This is a genomic window from Lentzea sp. NPDC055074 (assembly GCF_053608005.1).
On sequence record NZ_JBSGUQ010000001.1, the window covers coordinates 724,342 to 749,468 of the forward strand.

24 protein-coding genes are annotated in these 25,127 nt (G+C 70.7%); 11 read left to right on the forward strand and 13 right to left on the reverse strand.

Annotated features, from left to right (window positions below; all coding sequences use genetic code 11):
• Nucleotides 1–23 precede the first annotated feature (23 nt).
• On the forward strand, nt 24–785 hold the full coding sequence (locus tag ACWF7A_RS03405) for an IclR family transcriptional regulator (RefSeq protein WP_452248786.1): 762 nt from the start codon (nt 24–26) through the stop codon (nt 783–785).
• A gap of 29 nt (nt 786–814) precedes the next feature.
• Complete coding sequence (locus ACWF7A_RS03410) at nt 815–2,260, forward strand: aldehyde dehydrogenase family protein (protein WP_452248787.1); 1,446 nt, start codon at nt 815–817, stop codon at nt 2,258–2,260.
• On the opposite strand, the gene ACWF7A_RS03415 is transcribed toward ACWF7A_RS03410, so the two are convergent.
• The 7 genes from ACWF7A_RS03415 to ACWF7A_RS03445 form a co-directional block, all read right to left on the reverse strand.
• Nucleotides 2,248–2,886 carry a response regulator gene (locus tag ACWF7A_RS03415; RefSeq protein WP_452248788.1) on the reverse strand — a complete coding sequence of 213 codons (639 nt, stop codon included), beginning with the start codon at nt 2,884–2,886 and terminating at the stop codon, nt 2,248–2,250. The genes ACWF7A_RS03410 and ACWF7A_RS03415 overlap by 13 nt on opposite strands.
• Nucleotides 2,883–3,746 carry a sensor histidine kinase gene (locus tag ACWF7A_RS03420; RefSeq protein ID WP_452248789.1) on the reverse strand — a complete coding sequence of 288 codons (864 nt, stop codon included), beginning with the start codon at nt 3,744–3,746 and terminating at the stop codon, nt 2,883–2,885. The genes ACWF7A_RS03415 and ACWF7A_RS03420 overlap by 4 nt, the downstream gene beginning before the upstream one ends.
• Entirely contained in the window at nt 3,743–4,954 is a 1,212-nt protein-coding gene (locus ACWF7A_RS03425) for a serine hydrolase domain-containing protein (protein ID WP_452248790.1), read from the reverse strand. Before ACWF7A_RS03425 ends, ACWF7A_RS03420 begins: the two co-directional genes overlap by 4 nt.
• A gap of 210 nt (nt 4,955–5,164) precedes the next feature.
• The gene (locus ACWF7A_RS03430; RefSeq protein WP_452248791.1) at nt 5,165–6,718 is read right to left on the reverse strand and encodes an MDR family MFS transporter; all 1,554 of its coding nucleotides are present in this window, start codon (nt 6,716–6,718) and stop codon (nt 5,165–5,167) included.
• Nucleotides 6,715–7,338: a TetR/AcrR family transcriptional regulator gene (locus ACWF7A_RS03435; protein WP_452248792.1), complete on the reverse strand. Its 624-nt coding sequence runs from the start codon at nt 7,336–7,338 to the stop codon at nt 6,715–6,717. Before ACWF7A_RS03435 ends, ACWF7A_RS03430 begins: the two co-directional genes overlap by 4 nt.
• Nucleotides 7,339–7,411: 73 nt before the next feature.
• Nucleotides 7,412–8,119, reverse strand: coding sequence for a DUF427 domain-containing protein (locus tag ACWF7A_RS03440; protein ID WP_452248793.1), 708 nt, complete (start codon nt 8,117–8,119; stop codon nt 7,412–7,414).
• 45 nt (nt 8,120–8,164) lie between these two features.
• A complete protein-coding gene (locus ACWF7A_RS03445; RefSeq protein ID WP_452248794.1) occupies nt 8,165–9,148 on the reverse strand; it encodes a ribose-phosphate diphosphokinase in 984 nt (327 codons plus the stop codon).
• Between the two features lie 270 nt (nt 9,149–9,418).
• On the opposite strand from ACWF7A_RS03445, the gene ACWF7A_RS03450 reads away from it, so the two are divergent.
• Together ACWF7A_RS03450 and ACWF7A_RS03455 are read left to right on the forward strand one after the other, a co-directional pair.
• Nucleotides 9,419–9,553, forward strand: a complete 135-nt coding sequence (locus tag ACWF7A_RS03450; protein ID WP_452248795.1) for a hypothetical protein — start codon at nt 9,419–9,421, stop codon at nt 9,551–9,553.
• Between the two features lie 91 nt (nt 9,554–9,644).
• Nucleotides 9,645–11,135 (forward strand): alpha/beta hydrolase, encoded by a 1,491-nt coding sequence (locus ACWF7A_RS03455; RefSeq protein ID WP_452248796.1) that lies wholly within the window; start codon nt 9,645–9,647, stop codon nt 11,133–11,135.
• 7 nt (nt 11,136–11,142) lie between these two features.
• Here the strand turns inward: ACWF7A_RS03455 and ACWF7A_RS03460 are convergent, their stop codons facing one another.
• On the reverse strand, nt 11,143–13,926 hold the full coding sequence (locus ACWF7A_RS03460; protein ID WP_452248797.1) for an AAA domain-containing protein: 2,784 nt from the start codon (nt 13,924–13,926) through the stop codon (nt 11,143–11,145).
• A gap of 203 nt (nt 13,927–14,129) precedes the next feature.
• On the opposite strand from ACWF7A_RS03460, the gene ACWF7A_RS03465 reads away from it, so the two are divergent.
• Nucleotides 14,130–14,963 (forward strand): phosphotransferase, encoded by an 834-nt coding sequence (locus ACWF7A_RS03465; protein WP_452248798.1) that lies wholly within the window; start codon nt 14,130–14,132, stop codon nt 14,961–14,963.
• Here the strand turns inward: ACWF7A_RS03465 and ACWF7A_RS03470 are convergent.
• From ACWF7A_RS03470 to ACWF7A_RS03480, 3 genes are all read right to left on the reverse strand, one after another.
• The gene (locus tag ACWF7A_RS03470) at nt 14,960–16,777 is read right to left on the reverse strand and encodes a S8 family peptidase (protein ID WP_452248799.1); all 1,818 of its coding nucleotides are present in this window, start codon (nt 16,775–16,777) and stop codon (nt 14,960–14,962) included. The two genes, ACWF7A_RS03465 and ACWF7A_RS03470, sit on opposite strands and share 4 nt — an antisense overlap.
• A 163-nt stretch (nt 16,778–16,940) precedes the next feature.
• Nucleotides 16,941–17,879, reverse strand: a complete 939-nt coding sequence (locus tag ACWF7A_RS03475; protein ID WP_452248800.1) for a sigma-70 family RNA polymerase sigma factor — start codon at nt 17,877–17,879, stop codon at nt 16,941–16,943.
• 122 nt (nt 17,880–18,001) lie between these two features.
• On the reverse strand, nt 18,002–19,285 hold the full coding sequence (locus tag ACWF7A_RS03480) for a hemolysin family protein (RefSeq protein ID WP_452248801.1): 1,284 nt from the start codon (nt 19,283–19,285) through the stop codon (nt 18,002–18,004).
• 91 nt (nt 19,286–19,376) lie between these two features.
• On the opposite strand from ACWF7A_RS03480, the gene ACWF7A_RS03485 reads away from it, so the two are divergent.
• From ACWF7A_RS03485 to ACWF7A_RS03500, 4 genes are all read left to right on the forward strand, one after another.
• Nucleotides 19,377–19,772, forward strand: a complete 396-nt coding sequence (locus ACWF7A_RS03485; protein WP_452248802.1) for an ATP-binding protein — start codon at nt 19,377–19,379, stop codon at nt 19,770–19,772.
• A 79-nt stretch (nt 19,773–19,851) separates the two neighbouring features.
• Nucleotides 19,852–20,598 carry a hypothetical protein gene (locus ACWF7A_RS03490; RefSeq protein WP_452248803.1) on the forward strand — a complete coding sequence of 249 codons (747 nt, stop codon included), beginning with the start codon at nt 19,852–19,854 and terminating at the stop codon, nt 20,596–20,598.
• A gap of 10 nt (nt 20,599–20,608) precedes the next feature.
• Nucleotides 20,609–21,670 carry a sensor histidine kinase gene (locus ACWF7A_RS03495; RefSeq protein ID WP_452248804.1) on the forward strand — a complete coding sequence of 354 codons (1,062 nt, stop codon included), beginning with the start codon at nt 20,609–20,611 and terminating at the stop codon, nt 21,668–21,670.
• The gene (locus ACWF7A_RS03500) at nt 21,667–22,272 is read left to right on the forward strand and encodes a response regulator transcription factor (protein WP_452248805.1); all 606 of its coding nucleotides are present in this window, start codon (nt 21,667–21,669) and stop codon (nt 22,270–22,272) included. The genes ACWF7A_RS03495 and ACWF7A_RS03500 overlap by 4 nt, the downstream gene beginning before the upstream one ends.
• Here ACWF7A_RS03500 and ACWF7A_RS03505 read toward each other — a convergent pair.
• The gene (locus tag ACWF7A_RS03505; RefSeq protein WP_452248806.1) at nt 22,269–23,351 is read right to left on the reverse strand and encodes an oxygenase MpaB family protein; all 1,083 of its coding nucleotides are present in this window, start codon (nt 23,349–23,351) and stop codon (nt 22,269–22,271) included. The two genes, ACWF7A_RS03500 and ACWF7A_RS03505, sit on opposite strands and share 4 nt — an antisense overlap.
• Before the next feature lie 39 nt (nt 23,352–23,390).
• Between ACWF7A_RS03505 and ACWF7A_RS03510 the strand changes: the two genes are divergently transcribed.
• The gene (locus ACWF7A_RS03510; RefSeq protein ID WP_452248807.1) at nt 23,391–23,966 is read left to right on the forward strand and encodes a hypothetical protein; all 576 of its coding nucleotides are present in this window, start codon (nt 23,391–23,393) and stop codon (nt 23,964–23,966) included.
• A 2-nt stretch (nt 23,967–23,968) separates the two neighbouring features.
• Here ACWF7A_RS03510 and ACWF7A_RS03515 read toward each other — a convergent pair whose 3' ends face one another.
• Complete coding sequence (locus ACWF7A_RS03515) at nt 23,969–24,637, reverse strand: GntR family transcriptional regulator (protein WP_452248808.1); 669 nt, start codon at nt 24,635–24,637, stop codon at nt 23,969–23,971.
• 57 nt (nt 24,638–24,694) lie between these two features.
• Between ACWF7A_RS03515 and ACWF7A_RS03520 the strand changes: the two genes are divergently transcribed.
• Nucleotides 24,695–25,111: a VOC family protein gene (locus ACWF7A_RS03520; protein ID WP_452248809.1), complete on the forward strand. Its 417-nt coding sequence runs from the start codon at nt 24,695–24,697 to the stop codon at nt 25,109–25,111.
• Nucleotides 25,112–25,127: the final 16 nt, after the last annotated feature.

A 25,127-nucleotide genomic window follows, 5' to 3' on the forward strand; every position in this document is an offset into this window, starting at 1 on the left:
AATGGACCGTGCAGAATCGCGGGGTGGCCGCCACCGTCTCCTCCAAGCTGCTGTCGCTGCTCGGTACCTTCGACAGCCGGCACCGCCGCCAGACCCTCAGCGGCATCGCGCGGCGCAGCGGCCTGCCGATCAGCACCACCCACCGGCTGCTCGCCGAACTGGCCGAGTGGGGCGCGGTGCGGCGGCTCGACTCCGGCGAGTACGTGATCGGGCGGCGGATCTGGCGGCTCGGGCTGCTCGCGGCCGGGGAGGTCGACCTGAGCCGGGTCGCGGAGCCGTTCCTGCACGACATCCACGCGGCGACGCGCGCGGTCGTGCACCTGGCCGTGAGGGAGGGGACGGAGGTCCTCTACCTCGACCGGGTCTCCGGGCACGCGTCCGTGCCGATCGTGAGCACCACCGGGAGCCGGTTGCCGTTGCACGCGACCGGGGTCGGGAAGGTGTTGCTCGCGCACGCGCCCGCGGAGGTGCAGGACGAGGTGCTCACGCACGGGCTGACGCGGCTCACGGCGTTCACGGTCACCGAGCCCGGACGGATGCGCGCCCAGCTGCACCGGATCCGGCGGGACGGGTACGCGCAGACGTTCGAGGAGATGACGCTCGGCGCGTGCAGCGTCGGGGTGCCGGTCGAGGTGGACGGGCACGTGGTGGCGGCGCTCGGGATCGTGGTGCCCGACCTGCGCAACGTGCGGGCCCGGCTGGTGGCGGCCCTGCAGGTGGCGGCGCGGGGCATCGCCCGGATGCTGGAGCCCAGTTTCCATCCACCGGAAGCCGGGCTTGGATGATCACGCGGTCTGCCACTTAGATCCTGCTCGTGGCAAGCGACAAGCGTGAGCTCCTCATCGACGGCGACAGCGTTCCCGCGCTGGACGGCCGCACCACCGACGACCTCAACCCCTTCACCGGCGAGGTCCACGCCGTCGTGGCGGCGGCCGGACCCGCGGACGTCACGCGGGCCGTCGACGCGGCCGAGCGGGCGTTCACCGGATGGGCGGCCACGTCGCCGTCCGTGAAGCGCGGGATCCTGCTGCGGGCCGCGGACGGGCTGGAGGCCCGGACACCCGAGGTCGTCGCCCTGATGGCCGCCGAGGTCGGCGGCGTCGGCGGCTGGGCAGGGTTCAACGTGATGCTCGCGGCGAACATCCTGCGCGAGGCGGCCGCGGCGGTCACCCAGCCCGTCGGCGAGGTGCTGACGACGGAGGTGCCCGGTCAGCTGTCGCTGGCGGTGCGCGAACCGCTCGGCGTGGTCGCGGCGTTCGCGCCGTGGAACGCCCCCGTCATCCTGAGCACGCGGGCCGTCGCGGCGCCGCTCGCCGCGGGGAACACCGTGGTGCTCAAGCCCAGTGAGGACGCGCCGATCGCGGCCGGGCTGTTCATCGCGGACGTGCTGCGCGAGGCCGGGTTGCCGGCGGGCGTGCTCAACGTCGTCACGAACGCCCCCGAGGACGCGGCGGCGGTGGCCGAGGCGCTGATCACCGACTCCCGCGTGCGCGCCGTGAACTTCACCGGCTCCACCGAGGTCGGCCGGATCGTCGGAACGCTGGCGGCACAACACCTCAAGCCCGCCGTGCTGGAGCTCGGCGGCAAGAACTCGCTGCTGGTGCTCGACGACGCCGACCTCGACCACGCGGTCGACGCGGCGACGTTCGGCGCGTTCCACAACGCGGGCCAGATCTGCATGTCGACGGACCGCATCCTGGTGCACCGGGCCGTCGCCGAGGAGTTCACGGCGAAGCTCGCCGCCAAGGTCGGGTCGCTGCCGCACGGCGACCCCGCCGACCCCGGCACGGTGATCGGCCCGGTGATCAACCCGCGCGCCGCGGCCCGGGTCGCCGCGCTGGTCGAGGACGCGATCGCGAACGGCGCCACCGTGCGAGCGGGCGGCGACGGCGGCGCGACGGTGCTCGACGGCGTCACGCCGCGGATGCGCGTGTTCCAGGAGGAGATCTTCGGTCCGGCCGTCATCGTCGTTCCCGTCGAGGACGACGACGAGGCCGTGGCCATCGCGAACGACACCGAGCACGGCCTCACCGCGGGCATCCTCACCGAGGACTCACGGCGCGGACTCGGTCTGGCGCAACGGATCCGCACCGGCATCGTGCACGTCGGCAACCAGACGGTGGACGACGAGCCGCAGGCGCCGTTCGGTGGCGTGAAGTCCAGCGGCTACGGCAGGTTCGGCGGCCGGTGGGGCATCGAGGCGTTCTCCGCGACCCGCTGGGTGACCATCGCGAGCGAGCACGGCCACTACCCCTTCTGAAGGCCCGCCTCGTGGGCCACGATCGCCGCCTGGACGCGGTTCTCCGCGCCCAGGCGGCTCAGGATCGCGCTCACGTGCCCCTTCACCGTGCCCTCGACCAGGTCGAGGCGCCGGGCGATCTGCGCGTTCGACAGGCCCTGCCCCAGCAACGCGAGCACGTCGCGTTCGCGGGCGGTCAGCGACTCCACCTGGGAGCGCGCCCGCCCGACCCGGCCGCCGCGGAAGCGCGTGATCATCCGGGCCGCCACCTTCGGCGCGAGGTAGGCGCCGCCGGACGCCAGCGCGTGCACGCCCGCGATCAGCTCGCGCGGGTCGCCCGACTTCAGCAGGAACCCGCGCGCACCGCCGTCGAGCGCCCGTTCCAGGTAGCCGTCGTCGTTGAACGTCGTCAGCATCGCCACGCCGAACCCGAGCCGCGCCAGCTCCCCCGCCGCCTCCAGCCCGTCGAGGCGCGGCATCCGGACGTCCATCAGCACGACGTCGGGCCGGTGCTTCAACGCGAGGTCGATCGCCTCGCGCCCGTCGGCCGCCTCCGCGACGACCTCGAGCTCGGGATCGGAGCCGAGGATGGCGCGCACCCCGGCGCGCACCAGCACCTCGTCGTCCGCGAGCAGTACCCGGATCACAGCTCCCCCGTGTGCGGCACCGTCGCGACCAGCTCGAACCTGCCCTCGCCGCGGCCGACCCGGAGCGTGCCGCCCGCGATCCGCACCCGTTCCCGCAACGCGATCAGGCCCAGCCGGCTGCCCGCCCCCCGGCGCAGCCCCGCCTCGTTGCCGACCTCGACCACGGTGCTGCCCTCCGCCGACGTCACCTTCACCTCCACGATCGACTTCGGCGCGTGCTTGGCGGCGTTCGTGAGCGCCTCCTGCACCACGCGGTGCACGGTGCGTTCCACTGTGGACGGGACGTCACCCTCCACGGTGAACTCCACGCTCATCCCGGCGGCCACCGCGCGGTCGACGAGGTCGCGCAGGTCGGCCACCGCGGGCGGTTCTCCGTCGCGCAGCAGGAACACCAGCGCCGACAGCCGTTCGGTGGCGTCGGAGGCCGTCACCCTGAGCTGGGCCGCGGCGGCCTGGTGCTCGGGCGGCAGGGTCATCTCGAGCGCGCCCGCCTGCAGGGCGATCAGGCTGAGCTCGTGGCCGAGCGTGTCGTGCACCTCGTGCGCGATCCGGGTGCGTTCTCGCAGGTGAGCGGCCTCGACCTCGGCGGCGGCGAGCGCGGCCTGCTGCCCCGCGACCCGCCCCAGGAACCACGGCAGCGCCACCGCCAGCCCGACGACGACCAGCGGGGTGAGCCCGATGAAGCCCGCCGCGGCGAACATGATCGCGGGCCAGCCGGGCGCCATCCGCCGGCCGAGCAGGAACGCCGCGACGAACAGCCCGGCGCACACCACGACCGTCCACGGCGGCACGTTCTCGTCCATGAAGAACGACAAGCCGAACGCCGTCGCCACACAGCCCGCGAGCGCCACGACCCTCATCGCACCCACCTCACGACCGCCAGACTCGTGTTCATCGCGCTGGACACGCCCAACCACACCACAAGCGGCAGCGAATAGTGCGCCAGTTGGAAGAACGTGATGTCGCGCCCACCGCCGTACAGCAGCCCCAGCACCGTGGGCAGCGCCAGCAGCACGCCCAGCGGCACGAACCTGAACACCTGCCACGCCTTGTGGTACCTCCGCGGCCGCCGCAGCGCGCGGATCCCCAGCCCCACCGACAGGAGCGTGAGCCCGGCCAGCACCAGATCGATCAGCAGCCGGTAGGACCCCGGTGCCTCGGGCCGCTCGCCGTCGAGGGTCGCGGCGATCCCGTTCTCCAGCAGGTACGTGCCCTCGTTGCCGAGCGTGACACCGCTGTTCGACATGACCACGATCCCGTGGCCGGACGGCGTCAGCAGCTGCCCGGCCGTGCCCGTGAACCAGATCCCGCTGTGCCGCAACCGTCCCTGCTGGTCGGCCTCCCAGCCCATCCCGTCCCGCGGCTGGAGCGCCGGTTGCGCGGCGAGCCACTTCGCCATGTCGGCGGCCGTGGTGACCACCCCGTCCGAGCCGGTGACGAACCGGTCGGGCTCGGTCAGCGGCACCGAGAACCCGTAGGCGTAGCCGAAACCCTTGCGGTAGCCGGACGGCAGGTCCCTCGGCGTCACGTCGATCGCCACGGTGTCGCGCATCTCCAGCGGCTCGAACACGTGCTTCTTCAGATAGGCGTTGAAGTTCTCGCCGGACGCCTGCTCGACCAGCCGGGCGAGCAGGTGGTAGTTGGTGTTGGTGTAGCGGAAGGTGTCGTCGGGCACGGCCTCCCACAGCGCCTCCCGCGCCCGTTCCACCGCCCCCTCCGGGTTCCCGGGCTGGGGCAGGCTCTTCTCCGGCAAGGTCCGGTCGCTGATCCCGGACTTGTGCGCGAGCAGCTGCCGAGGCGTGACGCGCGAGCCGAACACCGGCGCGTCGAGGTCGAGCCTTCCGGCGTCCGCGAGCTGCCGGACCGCGAGCGCGGTGAACGACTTGCTGACCGACGCGATCGCCATCTTCGAGTGTTCGGTGACCGGCGCGCCGGACGAGTCGTGGCCGAAGCCCTGGACCGAGACCACCTGGTCCCCCTTGGTGATAGCGACCGCGACGCCCGGCAGCGACGCCTCCCCCATGTAGGTGGACACCAGCAGCGTGAGCGCTGCACCCCAGATCATCATGGGACCGAAGGTAGGGATCGGCGCGCCGGCGGACCCGACCTGAAAGGCAGGTCAGACCCCCGACGAAAGTCAGGGATGACGGGTGGGGTGACCGACCCGCGCCACGGTTGCGCGGACAACGGCGACGACCGGTGGACTCCCGGCGACCTGAGCCCTGAAACGCGGCGAGGCCCCCGACCACGAAGGTCGAGGGCCCCTGCAGCTCGATGATCAGTGCCCCGCGGCCATCTCCGCCGCCAGCCGGTCGTCCCCGCTCATCTCCTTGAGCGGCTTCTCCTTGATGAACAGCACCGCGAGCAGCGCCAGCACCGCGAACGGTGCACCCACCAGGAAGATCTCCGCGGTCGCCGTCGCGTAGATGTCGGCGATCACGGCCCTGAGCTCCGGCGGCAGCACCGAGAGGTCCGGCACCTGGTGGCCGGTCGCGTCGCCGCCGCCCATCGCGCCGAACTTCTCGGCGGCGAGGGACGAGACCTTGTTGGCCAGCACCGCTCCCAGCGCCGAGACGCCGATCGCGCCGCCCAGCGAGCGGAAGAACGTCAGCGTGGACGTGGTGGCGCCGAGGTCCTTGGCCGGCACGTCGTTCTGGGCCGCCAGCACCAGGTTCTGCATCATCAGGCCGACGCCGACGCCGAGCACGAACATGTGCACGGACACCATGAACACCGTCGTCGTGGCGGTGATCGTGGACAGCAGCAGCATGCCGCCGACCATGAACACGCCACCGGCGACGAGGAACGCCTTCCACTTGCCGAACTTCGTGATCAGCTGGCCGGCCACCGTGGACGAGACCAGCAGGCCGAAGATCAGCGGCAGGCCCAGCAGACCGGCCTGGGTCGGCGTCTTGCCCAGCGAGAGCTGGAAGTACTGCGACAGGAACACCGTGCCGCCGAACATCGCGATGCCGACCAGGGCGCTCGCGACGGTGGCGAGCGAGACGGTGCGGTTGCGGAAGATCGACAGCGGCACGATCGGGTCGTGCGCCGTCGCCTCGACGCGGACCGCCGCGACGAGCAGCAGCACGCCGAGCGACACGAGACCCGCGGTCCAGCCGGACGCCCACTCGAACTTCTGCCCGGCGAGCGACGACCAGATCAGCAGCGTCGAGACACCGGACACGATCAGGAACGCGCCCAGGTAGTCGATCTTCGTCTTCTCGTTGCGCACGACCGGGAGGTGCAGGGTGCGCTGGAGCATGTAGATCGCGGCGAGGGTGAACGGGATGCCGATGAAGAAGCACCAGCGCCAGCCGAGCCACGACGTGTCGACCAGGAGACCGCCGATCAGCGGGCCCGCGACCGTGCCGACGCCGAAGACCGCGCCGAACATGCCGGAGTACTTGCCGAGCTCACGCGGCGGGATCATCGCGGCCATCACGATCGTCGCGAGTGCCGTGACGCCACCGGCGCCGAGGCCCTGCACGACGCGGCTGACGATGAGCATCTCGACGTTCTGCGAGAAGCCCGCGATCAGCGAGCCGACGACGAACAGGCTCAGCGACGCCTGGATCAGCAGCTTGCGGCTGTAGAGGTCGGCGAGCTTGCCCCACAACGGCACGGTCGCGGTCATCGCGAGCAGCTCGGCCGTCACGATCCACGCGAAGATCGACTGCGAGCCCTTCAGGTCGGCGACGATCCGCGGCAGCGCGTTCGAGACGATCGTGCTGGCCAGGATCGAGACGAACATGCCCATCATCAGGCCCCACAGCGCCTGGACGACGTCGCGTCTGCTGTGGACTGGTGTCACTTCTGCGTCGGTGCTCATGATCCCCCTTCGTGACGGCTCGGTGCGTGAGCCAGACCGGTGCCGAACAGGCCGAGCGCCTCGCTGACGACCTCGCCCAGTGCCACGCTGTCGTCGAGGGCCCAGCGCGTCACCGCACAACGGAACGCGGCGCTGCCGGCGGCGACGAGCAGGCGTGGGTAGAGGTGGGTCTCGGGCAGCCCGGCCCGCCGGCCCACCGCGTTCGCGAGCAGCTGCTCGGACTCCGCGCTGTTGGCGAACGCCCGGACCAGCAGGTCCGGACGCTGCATCAGCACTTCCTTGCGCAGCAGCCACAGGTCGCGGGCGCTGTCCAGTTCCTCGGTGATCTCCGCGAGCACCGACCGCCGGTACGCCTCGAACGGCGTGACGGTGTCGGGGAAGGCGAGGATCCGCTCGGCCATGCGCGGGCCCGCTTCGGGGTCCGCGCCGATGAGCGCCTCGTCCTTGCTCGCGAAGTAGTTGAAGAACGTGCGCACCGAGACGTCGGCCTCGGCGGCGATCTCGTCGACGGTGACGTGGTCGTAGCCCCGCTCGGCGGCCAGGCGCACGGTCGCGCGTTCGAGCGCGGCCCGCGTCTGGCGCTTCTTGCGGTCGCGCAGGCTCTCCCCCGGCTGGTTCACGGGGCAAGAGTACAGGATCGTTTTGCAGTCACTGCAAGTTTGCAGAGTGTGAACTACGACTCGCTCGAGGTGGCTACGACCAGGGCGTCTCCGGCTTCTGCTGGAGCTCGCCGTCGACGAAGAGGTCGACCTTCTCGCTGTAGAAGCACGGCATGCCGGCGACCTTCTGGCTCTCCGGCAGCGGCGACCGGTAGATCCAGACGAGGTCGTCGTGGACCCGGCCGTTCACCTCGACCGACCAGTACGTGGCGGTGCCCTTGTACGGGCACTGCGACTGCGTGGCCGACGGCCTGAGCAGATCGAACCGGACGTCGCTCAACGGCAGGTAGTAGCGCGGCGGAAGGCTCGTCTCGAACAGGATCCGCGGCTGCGACGACGCCGCCAGCGTCACGCCGTCCACCGCGACGCGCACGTGCCGCGAGCTGCTCAGGACGTCGACCCGCTTGTACGGGTCACGCGGGTGGACGTAGATCGGCTCGTCCTCCTCCAGCCACTCGTCCATGGCCGCGAAGTCGAACCGGACGAGGTCGCGCAACGCCTCCGAGTCCGGGAACGTCAGGGCGGCGCCCCCGGCCGTGCCGCCGGGCGTGACGACGTCGTGCACGACACCGCCGTCCCTGGTCTCCCCCGTCGTTTTCAGCCCGGCGCGCACGGAGGACAGGGGCAGGTAGTAGGCCGGGTAGTACGGGATCTCCCAGACCAGGCGCGGCGCGGTCGTGTCCGCGACCAGTTCGCCACCGAAGTACGCACGGACCCGCTTCGCGGAGGTCTCCACTCGCATGTCGCCCATGCCTCATGGCAACACGGAAAGGGCCCGGCGGCTTCCCTAGGCGTTGCCGTCGAAGAGGCTCGTGACGGAGCCGTCCTCGAAGACCTCCTGGATCGCCCTCGCGAGCAGCGGCGCGATGCTCAGCACCGTCAGGCCGGGGAACCGCTTCGCCTGCGGGATCGGCATCGTGTCGGTGAGGATCACCTCGCGCGCCTTGCTCGCGATGAGCCGGTCGTGGGCGTCGCCGGACAGCACGCCGTGCGTCGCGACCAGCACCACGTCCTTCGCGCCCTGCTCCAGCAGCTCGCGGGCCGCCGTCGTGCTCGTCATCGCCGTGTCGATCATGTCGTCGACCACCACGCAGGTGCGGCCCTCGACGTCGCCGACGACGCGGTGGGCCATGACCTCGTTGGGACGCAACGGGTCGCGGGTCTTGTGGATGAACGCGATCGGGCAACCGCCGAGCAGGTCGGCCCACTTCTCGGCGAGCCTGGTGCGGCCGGCGTCCGGGGAGACGATCGTGAGGTCCTCGCCCCGGTAGCGGCTGCCGACGTGGTCGCAGAGCAGCCACATCGCGTGCAGGTGGTCGACCGGGCCGTCGAAGAAGCCCTGGGCCTGCGCGGTGTGCAGGTCGACCGTGACGATCCGGTCGGCGCCCGCGGTCTTGAACATGTCCGCGACCAGGCGGGCGGACACCGGTTCACGGCCGGCGTACTTGCGGTCCTGGCGCGCGTACGGGTACGACGGCACGACCGCGGTGATGCGCTTGGCCGAGGCCCGCTTCAGCGCGTCGACCATCAGCAGCTGCTCCATCAGCCAGTCGTTGACGGGCGCGGTGTGGCTCTGCATGACGAACGCGTCCGCGCCGCGCACCGACTCCTCGAAGCGCACGAAGATCTCGCCGTTCGCGAAGTCGTAGGCGGCCTGCGGGGTGATGGCGACGCCCAGGTCCTTCGCCACGGCCTCCGCGAGCTCCGGGTGGGCCCTGCCGGTGAGCAGGATGAGCTGCCGCTTGGCGACGCCGGGCTTGCCGCTGACCATCGTCCACGCTCCACGCTCGCCCGACCTTGCACCCGATCGTTCAGCATCGCCGCGAGATCGCGCAAACCCCACGTCCGGCCGATGAGATTCCACGTCACTGGGCAATTCGGGTTAACTCGATCGGGGCCACCCACAGGGGGTCCCGTAGCAGGACGAAGCCTCCACGCTGGGTACAGATCGGGGGAACCCGATTCACCTCTTGGGGTATGACTGTGGTGATTTCTTGATCAGCGTCCTTGAGGCGTCAATGACCATCCCTACGCTCCCTTCATGCAGGACACACAGGAAGCACCCGCGGCGACACCCCAGACCACGCCGACGGTCCCGGTCGTGATGAGCACGCCCATCCACGACCAGATCGCCGACCACCTGGGGGTGCGCCAGAAGCACCGGCGGCCGGACTGACCCGGCTGCCCGGTCACGACTTTCGGCGGTCGACGGCGCCCGTTCGAGCAGGTAGGAATGGCCCCTCTGCGGACAAGAGGGGAGCTTGTCGATGCGTCTCACAGTGCTGGCCGCCGCGGCCGCGCTCATGATCACCGGCACGCCCGCCGTGCAGGCCACGGGCGGCGTCGCCGTCCCCCGGATCGGCTGGGCGGCCTGCGGGCCCGAACACCCCGGTTTCGAGTGCGCCTCCGTGAAGGTGCCGCTCGACTACGACGACCCGCGCAGCGCCACGACCACCGTCGCGCTGGCGCGCAAGCCCGCGACCGACTCCGCACGCCGGATCGGGTCGCTGTTCCTCAACCCCGGTGGCCCCGGCGGCTCCGGGGTCGACTTCGCGCTCGGCGCCGGCAACGCCCTGTCGGCGAACCTGCAGGGCCGGTTCGACATCGTCGGGTTCGACCCGCGCGGCATCGGGAAGTCCGATCCGTTGCACTGCTTCTCCTCCGAGGCGGACCTCGAGAAGTTCTTCGAGGGCGTGCCCGGCTTCCCGTACCAGGCCGCGCAGGAGCGCCCGTTCTTCGAGCGTTACCGCTCCCTCGGCCCCGAGTGCCGCGACGACCAGCGGATCACCCGGCACATGAGCACCGCCGACGTCGCCCGGGACATGGACCTGCTGCGCCGCGCCGTCGGTGACCGCAAGATCAGCTACCTGGGCTTCTCGTACGGCTCGTTCCTCGGAGCCACCTACGCGAACCTGTTCCCGGACAACATCCGCGCGCTGGTGATCGACGGCGTGCTGAACCCCGAACTGTGGTCGAGCGGCCGTCAGATCGAGTCGGACCGGATCGCGACCAAGGAGGAGTTCCGCGAGTTCCTGCGCACCTGCGACGAGGCCGCGTGTGTCTTCGGTCCGCAGTCGGAGAAGCGCTGGGACGCGTTGCTGAAGTCGGTGCGCGCCAAGCCGATCCAGCTCGGCGACGAGGTCTTCACCTACGACGCCGTGATCAACGCGGCGCTCGGCGCGATGTACTCGCCGAGCGACTGGCCGGACGCCGCCGCGCTCTTCGACCAGCTGTCCGACGCCGCCGCCGGCACGCTGTCCGTCGCGGCGGAACCGGACTACGCCAACGGGTTCGACGCCTACAACGGCAACGTGTGCGCGGACATCGAGTTCCCGCGCGACTTCGGCTCCTACAAGGCTGGTTCCCGTTACGCCGCAGCGGGTTCGGAGTTCGGACCGGCGTGGTGGTGGGGCAACGCGGCATGCGCGGACTGGCCCGTGAACGCCGACCGCTACACCGGGCCGTGGCGCACCCGCACGAACGCGCCGGTTCTGGTGGTGGGCAACTACTTCGACGGCGTCACGGACTTCCGCGGCGCGCAGGCCGTCAACCGCCAGATCGCGGGGAGCCGGCTGCTGGCCTACGCGGGCTGGGGACACACGGCGTACGGCGTGAGCAAGTGCGCCACCGACCACACGAACGCGTATCTGCTCAACGGCACGTTGCCGGCGGTCGGGACGGTGTGCCCGGCGAACCCGAACCCGTTCCTGCCGTCGGTGGCGTCGGCCGAGCCGCTGTTCAAGCCCGCCCGCAGGTAGGCGCCGTTCAGGACTGGCGAGACGAGAGGTCTCGTCTCGCCAGTTCCTGCGCCAGTTCCACCGCGGCTCGGGCGGGGTCGTCACCGAACCGGCTGCCGAACGCGTCGTGCACGCGCCACCCCGCGTGGGTGAGCGCACGCCAGCGAGCGAGATGCGCCTGCACGCCTGAGGGATGCGGGCGCGTCTCGACGGCGACGGCGTCCTCCCTCTCCCCCACCACCAGGTCGACCCGCCACTGCCCCACCGGATACCCGGTGCGCACGGTCAGTCCCGCGGTCCGCAGCTCCTGCGCGAGGCTCGCGGTCCACGCGTCCCCGGGGTCGGCCCCGGCGGTCTCGACCGGCGCGACGTCGGCGTGCCGCAGGTACTCGCCGATCAGGCCCGGCGGTTCAGGTGCCGAGGTGATGACGTGCACCTTGCGGCGCGCGCGGGTCGTCAGCACGGCCAGGAGGCTGGGGTCGTTCACGAACCGCCACGCGCCGGGCTTCGCGTCCGCGGCGAGGCTGATCACGACCTCGTCGAACTCGCTGCCCTGCACGCCGTGCACGGTGCCCACGCGCACGCCACCGGTGGTGATCTCGTCCAGCGTGAGCTCGCTGAGCAGCGCCTCCTCCAACGCGTCGGCTTGCGCGCGGAACGGCGTCACGACTCCGATGGACCGCACACCCGCGGCGACGCGTTTGCGGACGTGGGCCAGCACGGCGTCGACCTCGACCTGGTTGACGCCCTTCGAGGTGCGGTCGCCGTCGACGCGTTCGGTGTCGATGCAGTCGACGTCGGCGATCGACGGGTGGGTGGTCAGCAGCGCGATCTTGCCGTCGTAGAACCTCGTCGCCGCGAAGCCGATCAGGTGCGGGGCGCAGCGGTGGTGCTCGTCGAGCCAGTGCACGCCCGCCGCGGCCGCGCCCGCGTCGAACAGGCTGACCTTCGGCACGTCCAGCCGGTCGCGCAGGTCCTGCGTGCCCTCGGCGTCGACCGCCGCCTGCACCGCCTGGTCGCTGACGAACGAGACGTGCCGCAGCTGGCGCGGGTCGCCGCCGATCACCGCGGCACGGCCCCGCAGCAGCGCGGGCGCGGCCAGCGGCTGGTCCACGTGGCTCGCCTCGTCGATGATCACCAGGTCGAACATGCCGGGCACCGGCGGGAGGATGTCCTCGACGTCGGACAGCGTGCCGACCCACAACGGCAGTGCCGCCACCAGGTCCGCGCTGTCGATCTCGGCCAGTCCGCGCCGCCGGGCCGCCCGTCCGGACCGCAGCGCCTTCGCGAGCGCCGCCACCGCCCGGCGCGCGCCCGCTCCCCTGCGGCTGACCGAGTACTCCTTGAGCCAGGCGGCGGTGGCGGTGCGGCTCGCGACGTCCTGCTCGGCCAGCAACGGCCGCAGCTCGCCGAACGCCGTGCCGCCGCTCGCCCCGATCCGGACGGACGCCGCGGTCTGCCCGGCGGCCTCGACCGCCGCACCGAGGTCCTCGGCCGAGACGTCGGCCGCGCCGGTGAGCCGGCGTGCCTTCCGCAACGCCCAGCCGGTCCGCAGTCCACCGAGGAATCCGGCGCGCGGCCGGAGAAGGTCCTGCAGCACGACGAAATCCGCGCCCGCCTCGAACGCCTTCGGTGCCACGGAACGATGTGCCGGCATCAGAGCCTGGTGCTTGCGGGCTTCCGCGGCCAGCTGTTCGTCGGTGAGCGAGCCACCGGCGGTGCGTTCGACACGGGTGACAGCGGCGGCGGCCGCGCGCCTGGCGCGATCGAGTGAGTCGAGCTGGCCGGGGTCGCTCGTCGCGGTGAGGCCGTCGCTCAGCTCGCGTGCCATCTCCTGCCGCAGCTCGGAGTCGCCGAACAGCACCGGCACCGGCCCGCCGGCCCTGCGCAGCGCGCCGCCGAGCACGTCGGCGGCGTTGCGGGTGCGGCTGGCGAGCAGCACGGACTTCCCCGCGGCCACCGCGTCGAGTGCCAACGCTGCGAGAGTGTGCGTCTTGCCCGCACCGGGAGGCCCGCCCACGACCGTGATCCGCGCACGGCGTGCATGCTCGACGGCGCGCATCTGGCTGTGGCTCAACGGCAACGCCGAACTGATCGGCTCGTCGTGGGAGTCCGGCTCGGACGACGCCCCGTAGAGCGCCGCGAACGCCGTGCCGTCGAGGCCCTTCTTGCCCGACCAGTCGAACAGCGCCGTGCCCTGCTCGGTCTTCACGACGGGCTCGCCCGCGTGCAGCCCGGCGCCCATCGCCACGACGAGCTCGGTGCCGGAGATCAGCCTCTTCGGGTCGCCGCGCACGATCGGCACGTTCTCGAACCCGGCCAGCCTCAGCGTCTCGGTGATCCACTCCCTGGTCGGCGCGAGTGCGGCCTCCCGTTCCGCCGTCTTCGCCCAGTCGTCGATCAGCGGGAACACCCCGATGTCACCGGCGACGTGGTAGGCGTAGTTCAGCCCGGTGGAGTGGTGCAGGCGGACGGGCCGCGACACGAGCGGGAGGCAGACGCGGCGCCGTTGCCCGCCGATCTGCGCGGGGCCGACGAGGAACGCCCAGCCCAGCCGCAGCACCCTGTCCTCCTGGTGCAGCGCGTCGTACGCGGCCAGGTGCTCGACCTCGGCGCGGGCCTGTTTCAGCGCAGACCACCACACCGGCGTCCACTGCGGACCCTCCTGCACGAGCGTGATCGCCCGCCACGACGGCTCGTGGTCGCCCTGCCACAGCAGGCCGGCCGCCTTCGTGAGGTCGAGCTGGAGCTTCTGCGGTTGCTCCGCAGCGCTCAACCGAGCGAGGGTGCGCAGGACCGCGGAGACGTTCACGCGGGACATCGTGCCATTCGAGGCACTAGTGGTGTGGCTCGGAACGTCGCAGGGGGAATTCGCGGTCAGACGGGTGCATCGTGGTGTCGCCCCCACGTCCTCGTACTGGTGGTACGGGGACGTGGGGGCGGCGTCGCGAGGTGCCCTGCTGAGCGTGGATCACCTCGCCGACGTTCCGAGTCACACCACTAGATTCGGGTGCTGTGGAGGATCTTCCCGTCGGCTTGCCCGATCACGACCTCGAGGCCGGTCTCGCGCGGTTCGGCATCACCGGCGAACCGGTCCACGCCCCCGTCGGCTTCGGTGACCACCACTGGACGGTCGGCGACCGGTGGTTCACCTCGGTGTCGGACCTGACGGCCAAGCCGCTGTCCGGCCTGCGGCGGGCGATGGAGACCGCGGCGGCGCTGGCCGAGCGGCTGCCGTTCGTGGTGGCACCGGTCAGAGCGGACGACGGCGAGACCGTGGTCCGGCTCAACGAGCGCTACGCGTTGAGCGCCTTCCCCCGTCTCGACGGGAGATCGGGGTCCTTCGGCGACCCGGTCGACACCGGTGTGGGCGAGCTGCTGACCGAACTGCACCGGTGCACACCCCCGGCGAACACCCCGGTCGCCCCGATCGACATCCCCGCCAGGGCCGCGCTGGCGGCCCTGCTCGACGAGCCCGGAGAGTGGTTCTCCGACCAGGCCCGCGACGTCTTCTCGGCCCACGCCGGAGTCGTCCGCGCCGCACTGGCCGAACTGGACCGGGTCGCCGGAGAGCTCACGGACGAGCGGGTGGTCACCCACGGAGAACCCCACGCGGGCAACATGATCCGGACCGCGGACGGTCTGTTCCTGGTCGACTGGGACACCGTCGGTCTGGCTCCGCCGGAACGCGACCTCTGGCTGGCCGGCGGCGAGAGCGCGTTCTACTCGTTGCGCTGGGCGATCGACGACGTCGCCGACTTCGCCGAGAAGCTCCGCGCCCCGCACGAAAAGTCGCGGGACGCGGAGCTCACGTTGCACTACTTCACCGAGACGCTCAGGAATCTCTAGAGCGTCAGCGTCCAGGTGTCGATGGTGCCGACGTCGGCCGTGGCCGCGTCACGGACCCGGAGAGTCCAGGTGCCGTTGCGCGTCTCGGACGACAGGTTGACCGTGTAGGTCTGGTCGATGTTGTCGGCGCTGCCACCCGCACGGTTGTGCAGGTTGTAGACCGAACCGTCCGGCGCGACCAGGTCGACCACGAGGTCACCCTTGTAGGTGTGCTTGATGTGCACCTCGACCTTGCTGCTCGCCGAGGCGGTGCCGGTGCAGCCGCTGAACGAGACCGTCGACGTCACCGTCGCGTTGTCGCGGATCGGAACGTCGGTGCCGTTGGTCTGCGGGGCACAGGTGGCCGCGCCGACCGTCCAGGTGAACGACGTGCTGCCCGAACCGCCCGCGGTCGCGGTGGCCGTGACGGTCACGTTGTACGTGCCCGCCACCGTCGCCGTGCCCGTGACGACACCGGACGAGGACCCGATCGACAGGCCGGTCGGCAGACCGGTCGCCGACCACGTGTACGGCGCGGTGCCGCCGGACGCCGACAGCGTCAGGTTCGCCGTGCCGTTCAGGGCCGTGGACTGGTTGCCCGGGTTGGTCACCGAGACGCCGGGAACGCCGCCGCTGTTGGTGCGCAGCAACAGGTTCGCCGAGCCGGTGCCGGGGTTCGTGATCTTGCCCGTGGTGGCCTGGGCGAGGATCGCCGCGTGCACCTCGGCCGGGGTCTTGCTCGGGTTGTCCGCGAGGTACAGCGCCGCCGCGCCCGCGACGTGCGGGGACGCCATCGACGTGCCGCTCATCGTGGCCGTGCCGCCGTCGCTGCTGTACGAGGCGGAGACGATGTCCTGGCCGGGAGCGAACAGGTCGCTGCACGTGCCGTAGGACGAGAACGACGCGCGGGCGTCGGTGCGGGCCGACGCCATGACGTTGATCGTCTCGGTGACGCGCTGCGGCGAGTACTTGCAGCTGTCGTCGTTGAAGTTGCCCGCCGCCACGACGTACGTGACACCGCCGCGGATGGACGCGCGCACAGCGTCGTCGAGCACGCGGCTCGGCTCGTTCGCCGTGCCGGTGTAGAGGCTCATGTTCGCGACGGCCGGCAGGACGGCGTTCGCGGTGACCCAGTCGACGCCCGCCGCCTCGGTGGCGACCGAGCCGCCGCCGGAGCAGTTGAGCACGCGGACCGCCTTGAGCTTGACGGTCTTCGCCACACCGAACGTGGTGCCGCCGATGGTGCCCGCGACGTGCGTGCCGTGGCCCTGGCAGTCCTTGCCGTTGCGGCCGTCGGTGAACGCGTCGAAGCCGAACTCCGCACGGCCGACGAGGTCGTTGTGGCTGTAGTTGATGCCGGTGTCGATCACGTACGCCGTGACGTTCGAGGCGCCCGTGCTGTAGCTGTACTTGCTGTCCAGCGGCAGGCTCGTCTGGTCGACGCGGTCGAGACCCCACGACGGCGGGTTGGGCTGGTCGGTCAGGACCTGCACGGTCCTGTCCTGCTCCACGTACGCCACGGCCGGGTCGGCGGCGAGGCGTTTGGCCTGCTGCTTGGACAGCGTGGCCGAGAAGCCCTTGAACGCCGCCTTGTAGGTGAAGCCGATCTTGGCTCCGTACCTGGACGCCAGGCCGCCGGCGCGGCCGCTGACCTCCGTGCGCGCCATGCCGTTGTCCCTCAGGACGACGATGTAGCTGTCCTGGACGGCGTTGGGCGCGCTTTCGGCGACGATCGGTCCCTCAGGCTGTGCGGCCACGGCCTGGGGTAGCGCGAGCACGGTTCCGGCGACGGCGACTGCCGCCACCCCGAGCGTGCGCAGGGTGCGTTGTCTCATCACTGCTCCTCATTCGCAGGGAACCGCGTGCGAACGCGGGGCCGGCCCTCGACGGCCCAACAGATGCGTTCACACGCGGTTGCGAAACAGCGTTAGTCCGTTATCGGACGTGATGAGTGTTTAGTTGCGACAAGCCGCAGAACAAGCGACTTTCGTACGGTTGTCAGCCGGCCAGCGCGAAGAGATCGTCCCGGTCGCCCGACTGCTTGAGCTGGGCGAGCGACTGCTTCTCGAGCTGACGGATGCGCTCGCGGGTCAGGCCGAGCTCCTCCGCGACCTCCTGCAGGGTGCGGGCACGCCCGTCCTCCAGGCCGTAGCGCAGGCGCATGATCCGGCCCTGCCGTTCGGGCAGGACGTCCAGGAGGGACCGAACGCCCTCGGTGAACTCCTGCTGCTCCACCAGGTCCGGCGCGGACACGCCGTCGGTGTCCTGGATCAGGTCGCCCAGCACCGAGTCGCCCTCGTCGCCGACCGGCGTCTCCAGCGACACGCAGGTGCGCGCCGCGTCCCTCAGGTCCTGCACGCGCCGCGCCGAGCACTTGGCCTCGGCGGCGATCTCCTCGACCGTCGCCTCGCGGCCGAGCGCCGCGGACAGCTTCTGCCCGACCTTCTTGAGCTTGTTGACCTCTTCGACCACGTGCACCGGCAGGCGCACGGTGCGGGTCTGCTCGGCCAGGCCGCGTTCGATCGCCTGGCGGATCCACCACATCGCGTAGGTGGAGAACTTGTAGCCCTTGGCGTAGTCGAACTTCTCGACCGCGCGGATCAGGCCGAGGTTTCCCTCCTGCACAACGTCGCCGAACGGCAGCCCGCGGAACGAGTGCTTCTTCGCGACCGACACGACCAGGCGCAGGTTCGCGCGGATCATGTGGTCCTTGGCGCGCTCACCCTCTGCCACGATCCGGCGCAGCAGCCGCGGGTTGCGCGACGTGTCCCCGGACAGCAGCAGGTGCGCTGCGTAGACCCCGGCCTCGATGCGCCGGGACAGGTCGACCTCTTCGGACGCGGTGAGCAGCGGTGTGCGACCGACGTCGCGCAGGTACTGGCCGACCGAGTCCGCGTCCTGCGCCCCGGACGCGCGGTTCTTCAGATCTGCTGGCATGACAAATCCCCCCGTTTCCGTTGGCAGGTGTGTCAGGCGGCGCGAGTTCGCGGATGCTCGGCGAACTCGCCGCCGTCTGCTGAGCGGCGGTCACTTGCACCGCCGCACTGATGTGTAACGGTTCAGAGGTCCACTTCATTCCGCGGTTTTTGCTGTGACCTCAACCTCACCTTGGTGATCGCGTGGTGTTCGACCGCCGTGACCTCGATCGTCCAGCCGGAGACCTCCACCACGTCACCGGGCGCCTCCGGGATGCGGCCGAGCAACAGCAGCACCAGTCCGGCGATCGTCGAGTAGGGGCCCTGTGGCGCGTCGCTCAGTTCGACGCCGACGTCCACGAGGTCGTGGATCGGGAACGTGCCGGGCAGTTCGATCGACCCGTCCGGCGCGGTCTTCACCGCCACGACGTCGGAGTCGGTCTCGTCGTAGATCTCACCGACGATCTCCTCCAACAGGTCTTCCAGGGTCACGATCCCGTCGACTGCGCCGTGCTCGTCCACCACCAGCGCGATCTGCTCGTGCTCGGCTTTCATGCGCCGTAAAGCGTCCGTGACGCGTACCGAGTCCGGCAGCACCATCGGCGGGCGGGCCACGTCCGCGAGCACCGCGTCGTCGTCGAGCAGGTCGCGCAGGTGCACGACACCGATCACGTCGTCCAGGTGACCGTCCTTGGTCACCGGGGCCCGTGAATGTCCGGACTTGGCAAGGACTTCCCTCGCGGTGGGGATGTCCAAACCTGATTCCACGATCGTCACCTGCCGCCGCGGCACCAGGACCTCCCGCAGCCGGCGTTCGTGGATCTCGAGCGCGCCGGTCATGATCGTGCGTTGTTCCTGGTTCAGATGCTGTTGCACCTCAACGAGATCACGCAGCTCCTCGGCCGACATCTGCTCCTCGTCGGCGTTCGGGTCGCCGCCGAGGACGCGCACGACGAGATCGGTCGACTTGCTGAGCAGCCACACGGCCGGTCGCGAGACCGTCGAGAGGAAGTCCAGCGTGCCGGCGACGATCTTCGCCCAGCGGACCGCGTACTGCATCGCGAGGCGCTTGGGCGCCAGTTCGCCGAAGACGAGCGTGACGAACGTCAGCACCACGGTGACGAGCGCGATCGCGACGCCGTTCGCGGCTCCCCCGAGGAAGCTCAGCAGCGGCACGATCGGTGCCGCGAGCGACACCGCGGCCGTCGCGGACGCGAGGAAGCCCGACAGCGTGATGCCGATCTGGATGGTCGCGAAATACCTGTTCGGATCACGTGCGAGCCGCACCAGGCGGTGATGCCCCTCCCTCTCCAACGAGCGAAGTTGACCTTCGCGCAACGACACGAACGCCATCTCACTGCCCGCGAACGCAGCGTTGAGCAGAACCAGTACCGCGACCAGCGCGAGGTTGAAGCCATAGCCGTCCACACGTTTGGGGTAGCACGCACAGTGGTATTTCGCACCCTGACGGCCATCTTGAGCAGCCAGGAGGGCTTGAACCGAACGAGGTGGGATGAGAATGGACACCCCCGAGGTGATGAGCGCCTCAGCGAGGACCTTGCACACCCTGCCGGAGGACGAGCCCGACCTGGGAGCCATGCGCGCGTGGGTCGGCACCCTGCTGAGGGATCTGCCGGAGGACGTGACTCTTGACGTTCTCCTTGTGTGCACAGAGCTCGCGAGCAACGCCTATGAGCACGCCGAAGGCCCCCGCGCCGTGCGGGTGCAACGCCACACAGACTTCATCCGCGTTGAGGTCGACGACCACACACCGGCCGAGCTGCCGCAGCTGGGACAGTCCAGGATCAGCTCCTCACGGGGCCGTGGGCTGATGTTGATCGCCCATCTCTCCCGGTGCTGGGGCACACGGGAGTTCACCGGCGGCAAGACCGTCTGGGCCGAGGTGAACGCATAGGTCGTCTGGGCGTTTCGCACAGACGGGTCGTGACACCGCACGGATGGGTTTCGCCGTCGGTTGCTCCGATTCTCGAAGCATGACGACAAAGGTTTCCCCGGCGGTCCGGCCGCTGGTCCGCCATGGTGCGGAGATGTTCGTGGCGATGCTGGCCGGGATGGCCCTGATCGCCCCTCTGTGGACGCCGCACAGCGTCGAGCTTGCCTCCCTGTGGATGGCGGTGTCGATGTCCGTGCCGATGGCGTTGTGGATGCGCTATCGCGGCCACGGCCGGATCGTCGAGATGTGCGCGGCGATGGCCGTCCCGTACGCCGTGCTGTTGGTGCCGTACTGGCTCGGGTGGGCCGGCGGCGAGGCGGTCATGACGGGCGGCCACCTGCTGATGCTCCCCGCGATGATCGCCGTGCTGGTCCTGTACCGGCACGAGCACGACCACGGGACGCCCAGCACGAACCGGGTGGTCCGGGCGCTCGGCGACCGCTGGCCCGCGGTGCTCGCGCTGGCCGTCACGGTCGGCTTCTGGCAGGACCCGGTCGTGCCGCCGGTGTGGACCCTGCTGGCGGTCCACGCGGCCTACCTGGTCTGGGGACGCCGGGCGCCGAGGACCCAGCTGGTCGTGTTCGGCCTGTACGCGGCGCTGGCCGTCGCGGTGATCCTCGTGTCGCCGCACGCCGGCGTGGGGCTGATCGCGTTCGGGTGGGGCGCGCACGCCGTCTGGGATCTCGTGCACCACGTGCGCAACGCCGTCGTACCGCGCTGGTGGTCCGAGTTCTGCGGCGTGTTCGACCTGGTCATCGCGGTCACGATCCTGATGGTGTGGTTCTAGGCTGATGGCGATGAACGACCTTCCGCACACCGCCCTGCGCGGCATCCTCCACGTGCTGTGGGTGAGCTCCCTCGTGGTGCCGCTGGTGGCGGTGCTGCGCGAGCCGTCCGGGCTGCGCTGGCTCGGGGTGCTGGGGCTGCTGGTGCTGGCCGTGGCGTTCGCGGTGACGCTGCGCGGCGGGCCGCTGTGGGTGCTCGTGGCCGCCGTGCTGGTGACGATCCCGCTGGTGGCGCCGGTCGGGCCGGACGAGCTGTCGACGTGGGCCTGGATCGGCGGGGCGGCGGCCGGGTTCGCGCCGCTGCTGCTGACAGGGCCGTGGCGGTGGCTCGCGGCCATCGGCGCGGTGGTGGTCGCGGGGCTCGTCGGGTTCTTCGTCACCCGCGGCCACACGACCTACCAGATGATCGCGGCGTCGGTCGGGCTGACGATCATCGCGATGGCCGGGTTGCCGATGTGGTTCGCCGGGCTGCTCGGGCAGGCGCGGGCCGGGCGGGAGGCGCAGGCCGAGCTCGCGGTGAGCGAGGAGCGGCTGCGGTTCGCGCGGGACGTCCACGACCTGCTCGGGCACCGGCTGACGGTGATCGCGCTGAAGTCCGAGCTGGCCGGACGGCTGGCGGAGACGGATCCCGAGAGGTCCGCCGCCGAGGCGTTCGAGGCGCAACGGCTCGCGTCGTCGGCGTTGGAGGAAGTGCGTGACGCCGTGCACGGCTATCGCGCGGTGAACCTGCCCGAGCAGCTCGAAGCCGTGCGGAACGTGTTGCAGGAAGCCGGAATCCGGTGCACCGTCACGTCGGTCGACTTGGATGGCGAGCGCGCCACGCAGCTCGCACTGGCGTTGCGCGAAGCGTGCACCAACGTGCTGAGGCACAGCCACGCGACGTGGTGCATGATCGACGTCGCTGTCGCTGAGGAGGAGGTGCGGATGACCGTCACGAACGACGGCACCGAGAAACCTTCCGGTGAGGGCAACGGGCTTCGCGGTCTGCGGGAGCGGCTCGCGGCCGTGGGCGGTCAGGTGTCCGTGGAGAAGTCCGGCGACGTGTTCACGCTGCAGGTCGTGGTGCCCGCGTGATCAGGGTCCTGCTGGCCGACGACGAGGAGCTGATCCGCGACGCACTCGCGGCGCTCCTCGGCCTGGAGCCGGACCTCGAGGTGGTGGCCCGCGCGAGTGACGGCCGGGCCGCCGTGGAGGCCGCGCGGGCGCACCGGCCGGACGTGGCCGTGGTGGACCTGCAGATGCCGGAGCTGGACGGCCTGGAGGTCACGATCGAGCTGGCGCGGGTGCTGCCGTCGTGCGCCGTGGTGATCCTGACCGGCCGAGGCAGGCCGCCGCACCTGCAGCAGGCCCTGCACGCGGGCGCGAAGGGGTTCCTGCCCAAGGGATCGCCCGGCGGCACGCTGGCCGACGTGATCCGCCGCGTGCACGCCGGGTCGCGCTGGGTCGACCCCGCGCTGGCCGCCGACGCGCTCGCCGCTCCCCCGTGCCCGCTGACGCAACGCGAGCTGGAGGTGTTGCGGCTCAGCGAGTTCGGCACCCCGGTGGCCGAGATCGCCGCGCGCACGTCGTTGTCCGCCGGGACCGTGCGCAACCACCTGTCCGCCGCGGTCGCCAAGCTCGGTGTGGGGAGCCGGGGCGAGGCGTTCTCGCTGGCGCACGAACACGGCTGGCTCTAACGCCTGAGGCACGCCGGGACGTTCAGGGTGGTCGACTGGCCGTCGGTCAGCGTGCGGACGCTCGCGCCGAGCAGCAGGTCACCCGCCTTGTCGAGCACGGCACGGGCGACGCGGCTGCGGTCCTCGCCGCGTTCGAACACCCGCATGACCCTCGCGCCCGTCCGGACCGCCCTCGTCCAGCCCTTCGAGTGCGGGACCTCCAGCCAGTCCGCGACCTCCTCGTCGACGACCTGGCGCACCATCGCCGCGACCACGCCGTCGAAAGCCTTGCCGGGCACGAACTTCTCGTACAGCTCGACCAGGTTCCTGGTCAGCTCCACGCCTTCCGCCGACGGCGCGTAGGACGCCCGGACCATCGTGGTGCTGAGTTCTTCGGCCTCCGCCAGCGTCTCCGGCATCGCGTCCTCGCGGATGCCGAGCACCGCGCCCGCGACCCGCCAGACGTGGTAGTAGTCCTCGGCCTCCTCGTCCGTGACGGAGACGCCGATGCGGCGCATGCCGTCGATCACCTGGACGGAGAAGATGAGCAGCGCGCCCAGCAAGTCCTGCTGGCACACCGGAACGCCTTCCGCGGCGTGGTCCCACTCGGGCGAGCGCCCGACGAAGTAGCGCACCGCCGCGTGGATGAGCCGCGTCTTCTGGATCGTCGGCACGAACGAGCCACCCGTGCCGAAAGCGTTGGGCTCCATCATGTTCAGCACGAACTGCGACGTCTCCGACAACCGCCGGTGCGGCTGGTTGAGCCGGTGCGTGAGCGTGAGGACCTTCGACGGCCGGGGCTGCGCGTAGCAGTTGACCATCGCGCCGAAGCTCAGCACCGACGCCACGTGCACGCCGTCGTCGATGAAGAAGTCGTGCGCGCGGGCGACCCGTTCCTCGTCCATCCACTCGGGCGGGTCGTCGGTGGCGGCCAGGTAGGCGCGGACCACGGGCGGCAGGTGCTCCGGGATGGGCTCGTCGTTGCCGCGGAACTCCGCGAGCACCTGGTTGACCTGGTTCAGGCTGCCGGTCTCGACCAGGTGCGCGATCACGGCGTCGGCGAGCGGGTCGCCCTCGTACTTCAACGCTTGCAGGTCCACGTGGGCGAGCGTATGGGTCCGTTCGGACGATGATGAGTGGTGATCACCTCTTCGGCCCAGCGAATCCACGCTTTCGTGCGGTACCAACGGTGTGGTGAGCACTCCGTACGTCTGGTCGAGGTGTCGCTGTCCGCTTCGGAGGCTTCGGTGCGCTCCGCGGTCGTCGTCTCCTGGCTCTCGGCCCGCGGCGTGGTCGTGCGCACCCCGTCGCGTGATCCGCTGATAGCGCCGAGCGAGTTCGTGGCGGGACCTCGGCACTCCGCTGTCGTGGAGGGGTCGGTGTCCGGCGCGAACACCAGCGTGGACGTGGTGGTGTCGCGGCTCGTGCACCACGCTTCCGGGAACTACGAGCCGCCGGCCTGCCCGGGATGTGGTGCCGCCGTGGACGACCACGAGAGTCTTCTGGAGCCCTGGCTGCACTCGGGTGTCGAACCGTTGTCCCATTGCGCGTGCGGGTTGTCGGTGCCTGCCGGCGACCTGGCCGGGCGGTTCTCCTTCCAGGTCGGGGAACTGGCGGTGGTGTTCCACAACTGGCCGCCCCTGCTGCCGTCGTTCGTGGACGAGCTGGGGGCGGTGATGGGCCCACGCACCCGAGTGGTGGTGGACCGCACGTGACGTCAGTCGCCTGAGGTGAGCAAGTCGAACGCGTGCTTGCGATGGACCGCGAACATCTCCACCGCGGCCTCGATGTTCCGCGCCCGCAACGCCGCCACCAGCATGTCGTGCTCGAGCCGGATGTGGTCCAGGTAGTCGGCCGTGCTCGTGTTCACCCGCATGATCAGGAAAAGGAACACCTGCGACCGGATCGCACACCAGGCGTCCTCCAACCGCGAGTTCTTGGCGGCCGAGAACACCGCGTCGTGAAACGCGATGTCGCGCTTGACCATCCCGTAGGGGTCCACGGCACGTTCCATCGCCTTGGCCGCCATCGCGATCGGGATCAGCTCGAAGTCGCTCGCGTGCTCGACCACCCGCCGCACCGCCAGGTCCTCCAACGCCCCGCGCAGACTGTCCAGCTCCACCACGTCGTCGTCGGACAGTTCCGTCACCGTGGCGCCCCGGTGATACGCACTGCGCACGATCCCCTCGCGTTCGAGGAGCTGCAGGGCGTCCCGCACAGGCCCGCGGCTGACCTCCAGCGCCACCGACAGCTCCACCTCGCGCAGCGGAGCACCCGGCTGGAACGTGCCCCTGAAGATCCCGCCCCGGATCATGTCCGCGACCTCGCTGCCGAGCCCCCGGCGACGGGCGGGCGCGAGGTGGACCGGCTTGTCGTTCTTGCTCATGTCCGAATGTTAACAAGCGCACAACTCACGAGATTGTAGGAATGTTAACATTCGGACATGCCGAACATCCCGCGTTTCCACCTGGCCATGCCCGTCGACGACCTCGCCGCCGCCCGCCGCTTCTACGGCGAGACGCTGGGGCTGGAGCAGGGGCGCAGCTCCGACACCTGGGTCGACTGGAACCTGCACGGTCACCAGTTCGTCACGCACCTCGCGCCCCGGACCGAGCGCGTCAGCAACCCGGTCGACGGGCACGACGTGCCCGTCCCCCACTTCGGGCTGGTGCTGGGCGTGGACGAGTTCCAGGTGCTGGCCGAGCGGCTCCGCGGCGCCGGCACCGAGTTCGTCATCGAGCCGTACGTGCGGTTCAAGGGGGAAGCCGGGGAGCAGTGGACGATGTTCCTGCTGGACCCGGCCGGCAACGCGCTGGAGTTCAAGGCGTTCGCCGACGACTCCCAGGTGTTCGCGGTCTGACCGTCGGACGCGGTCT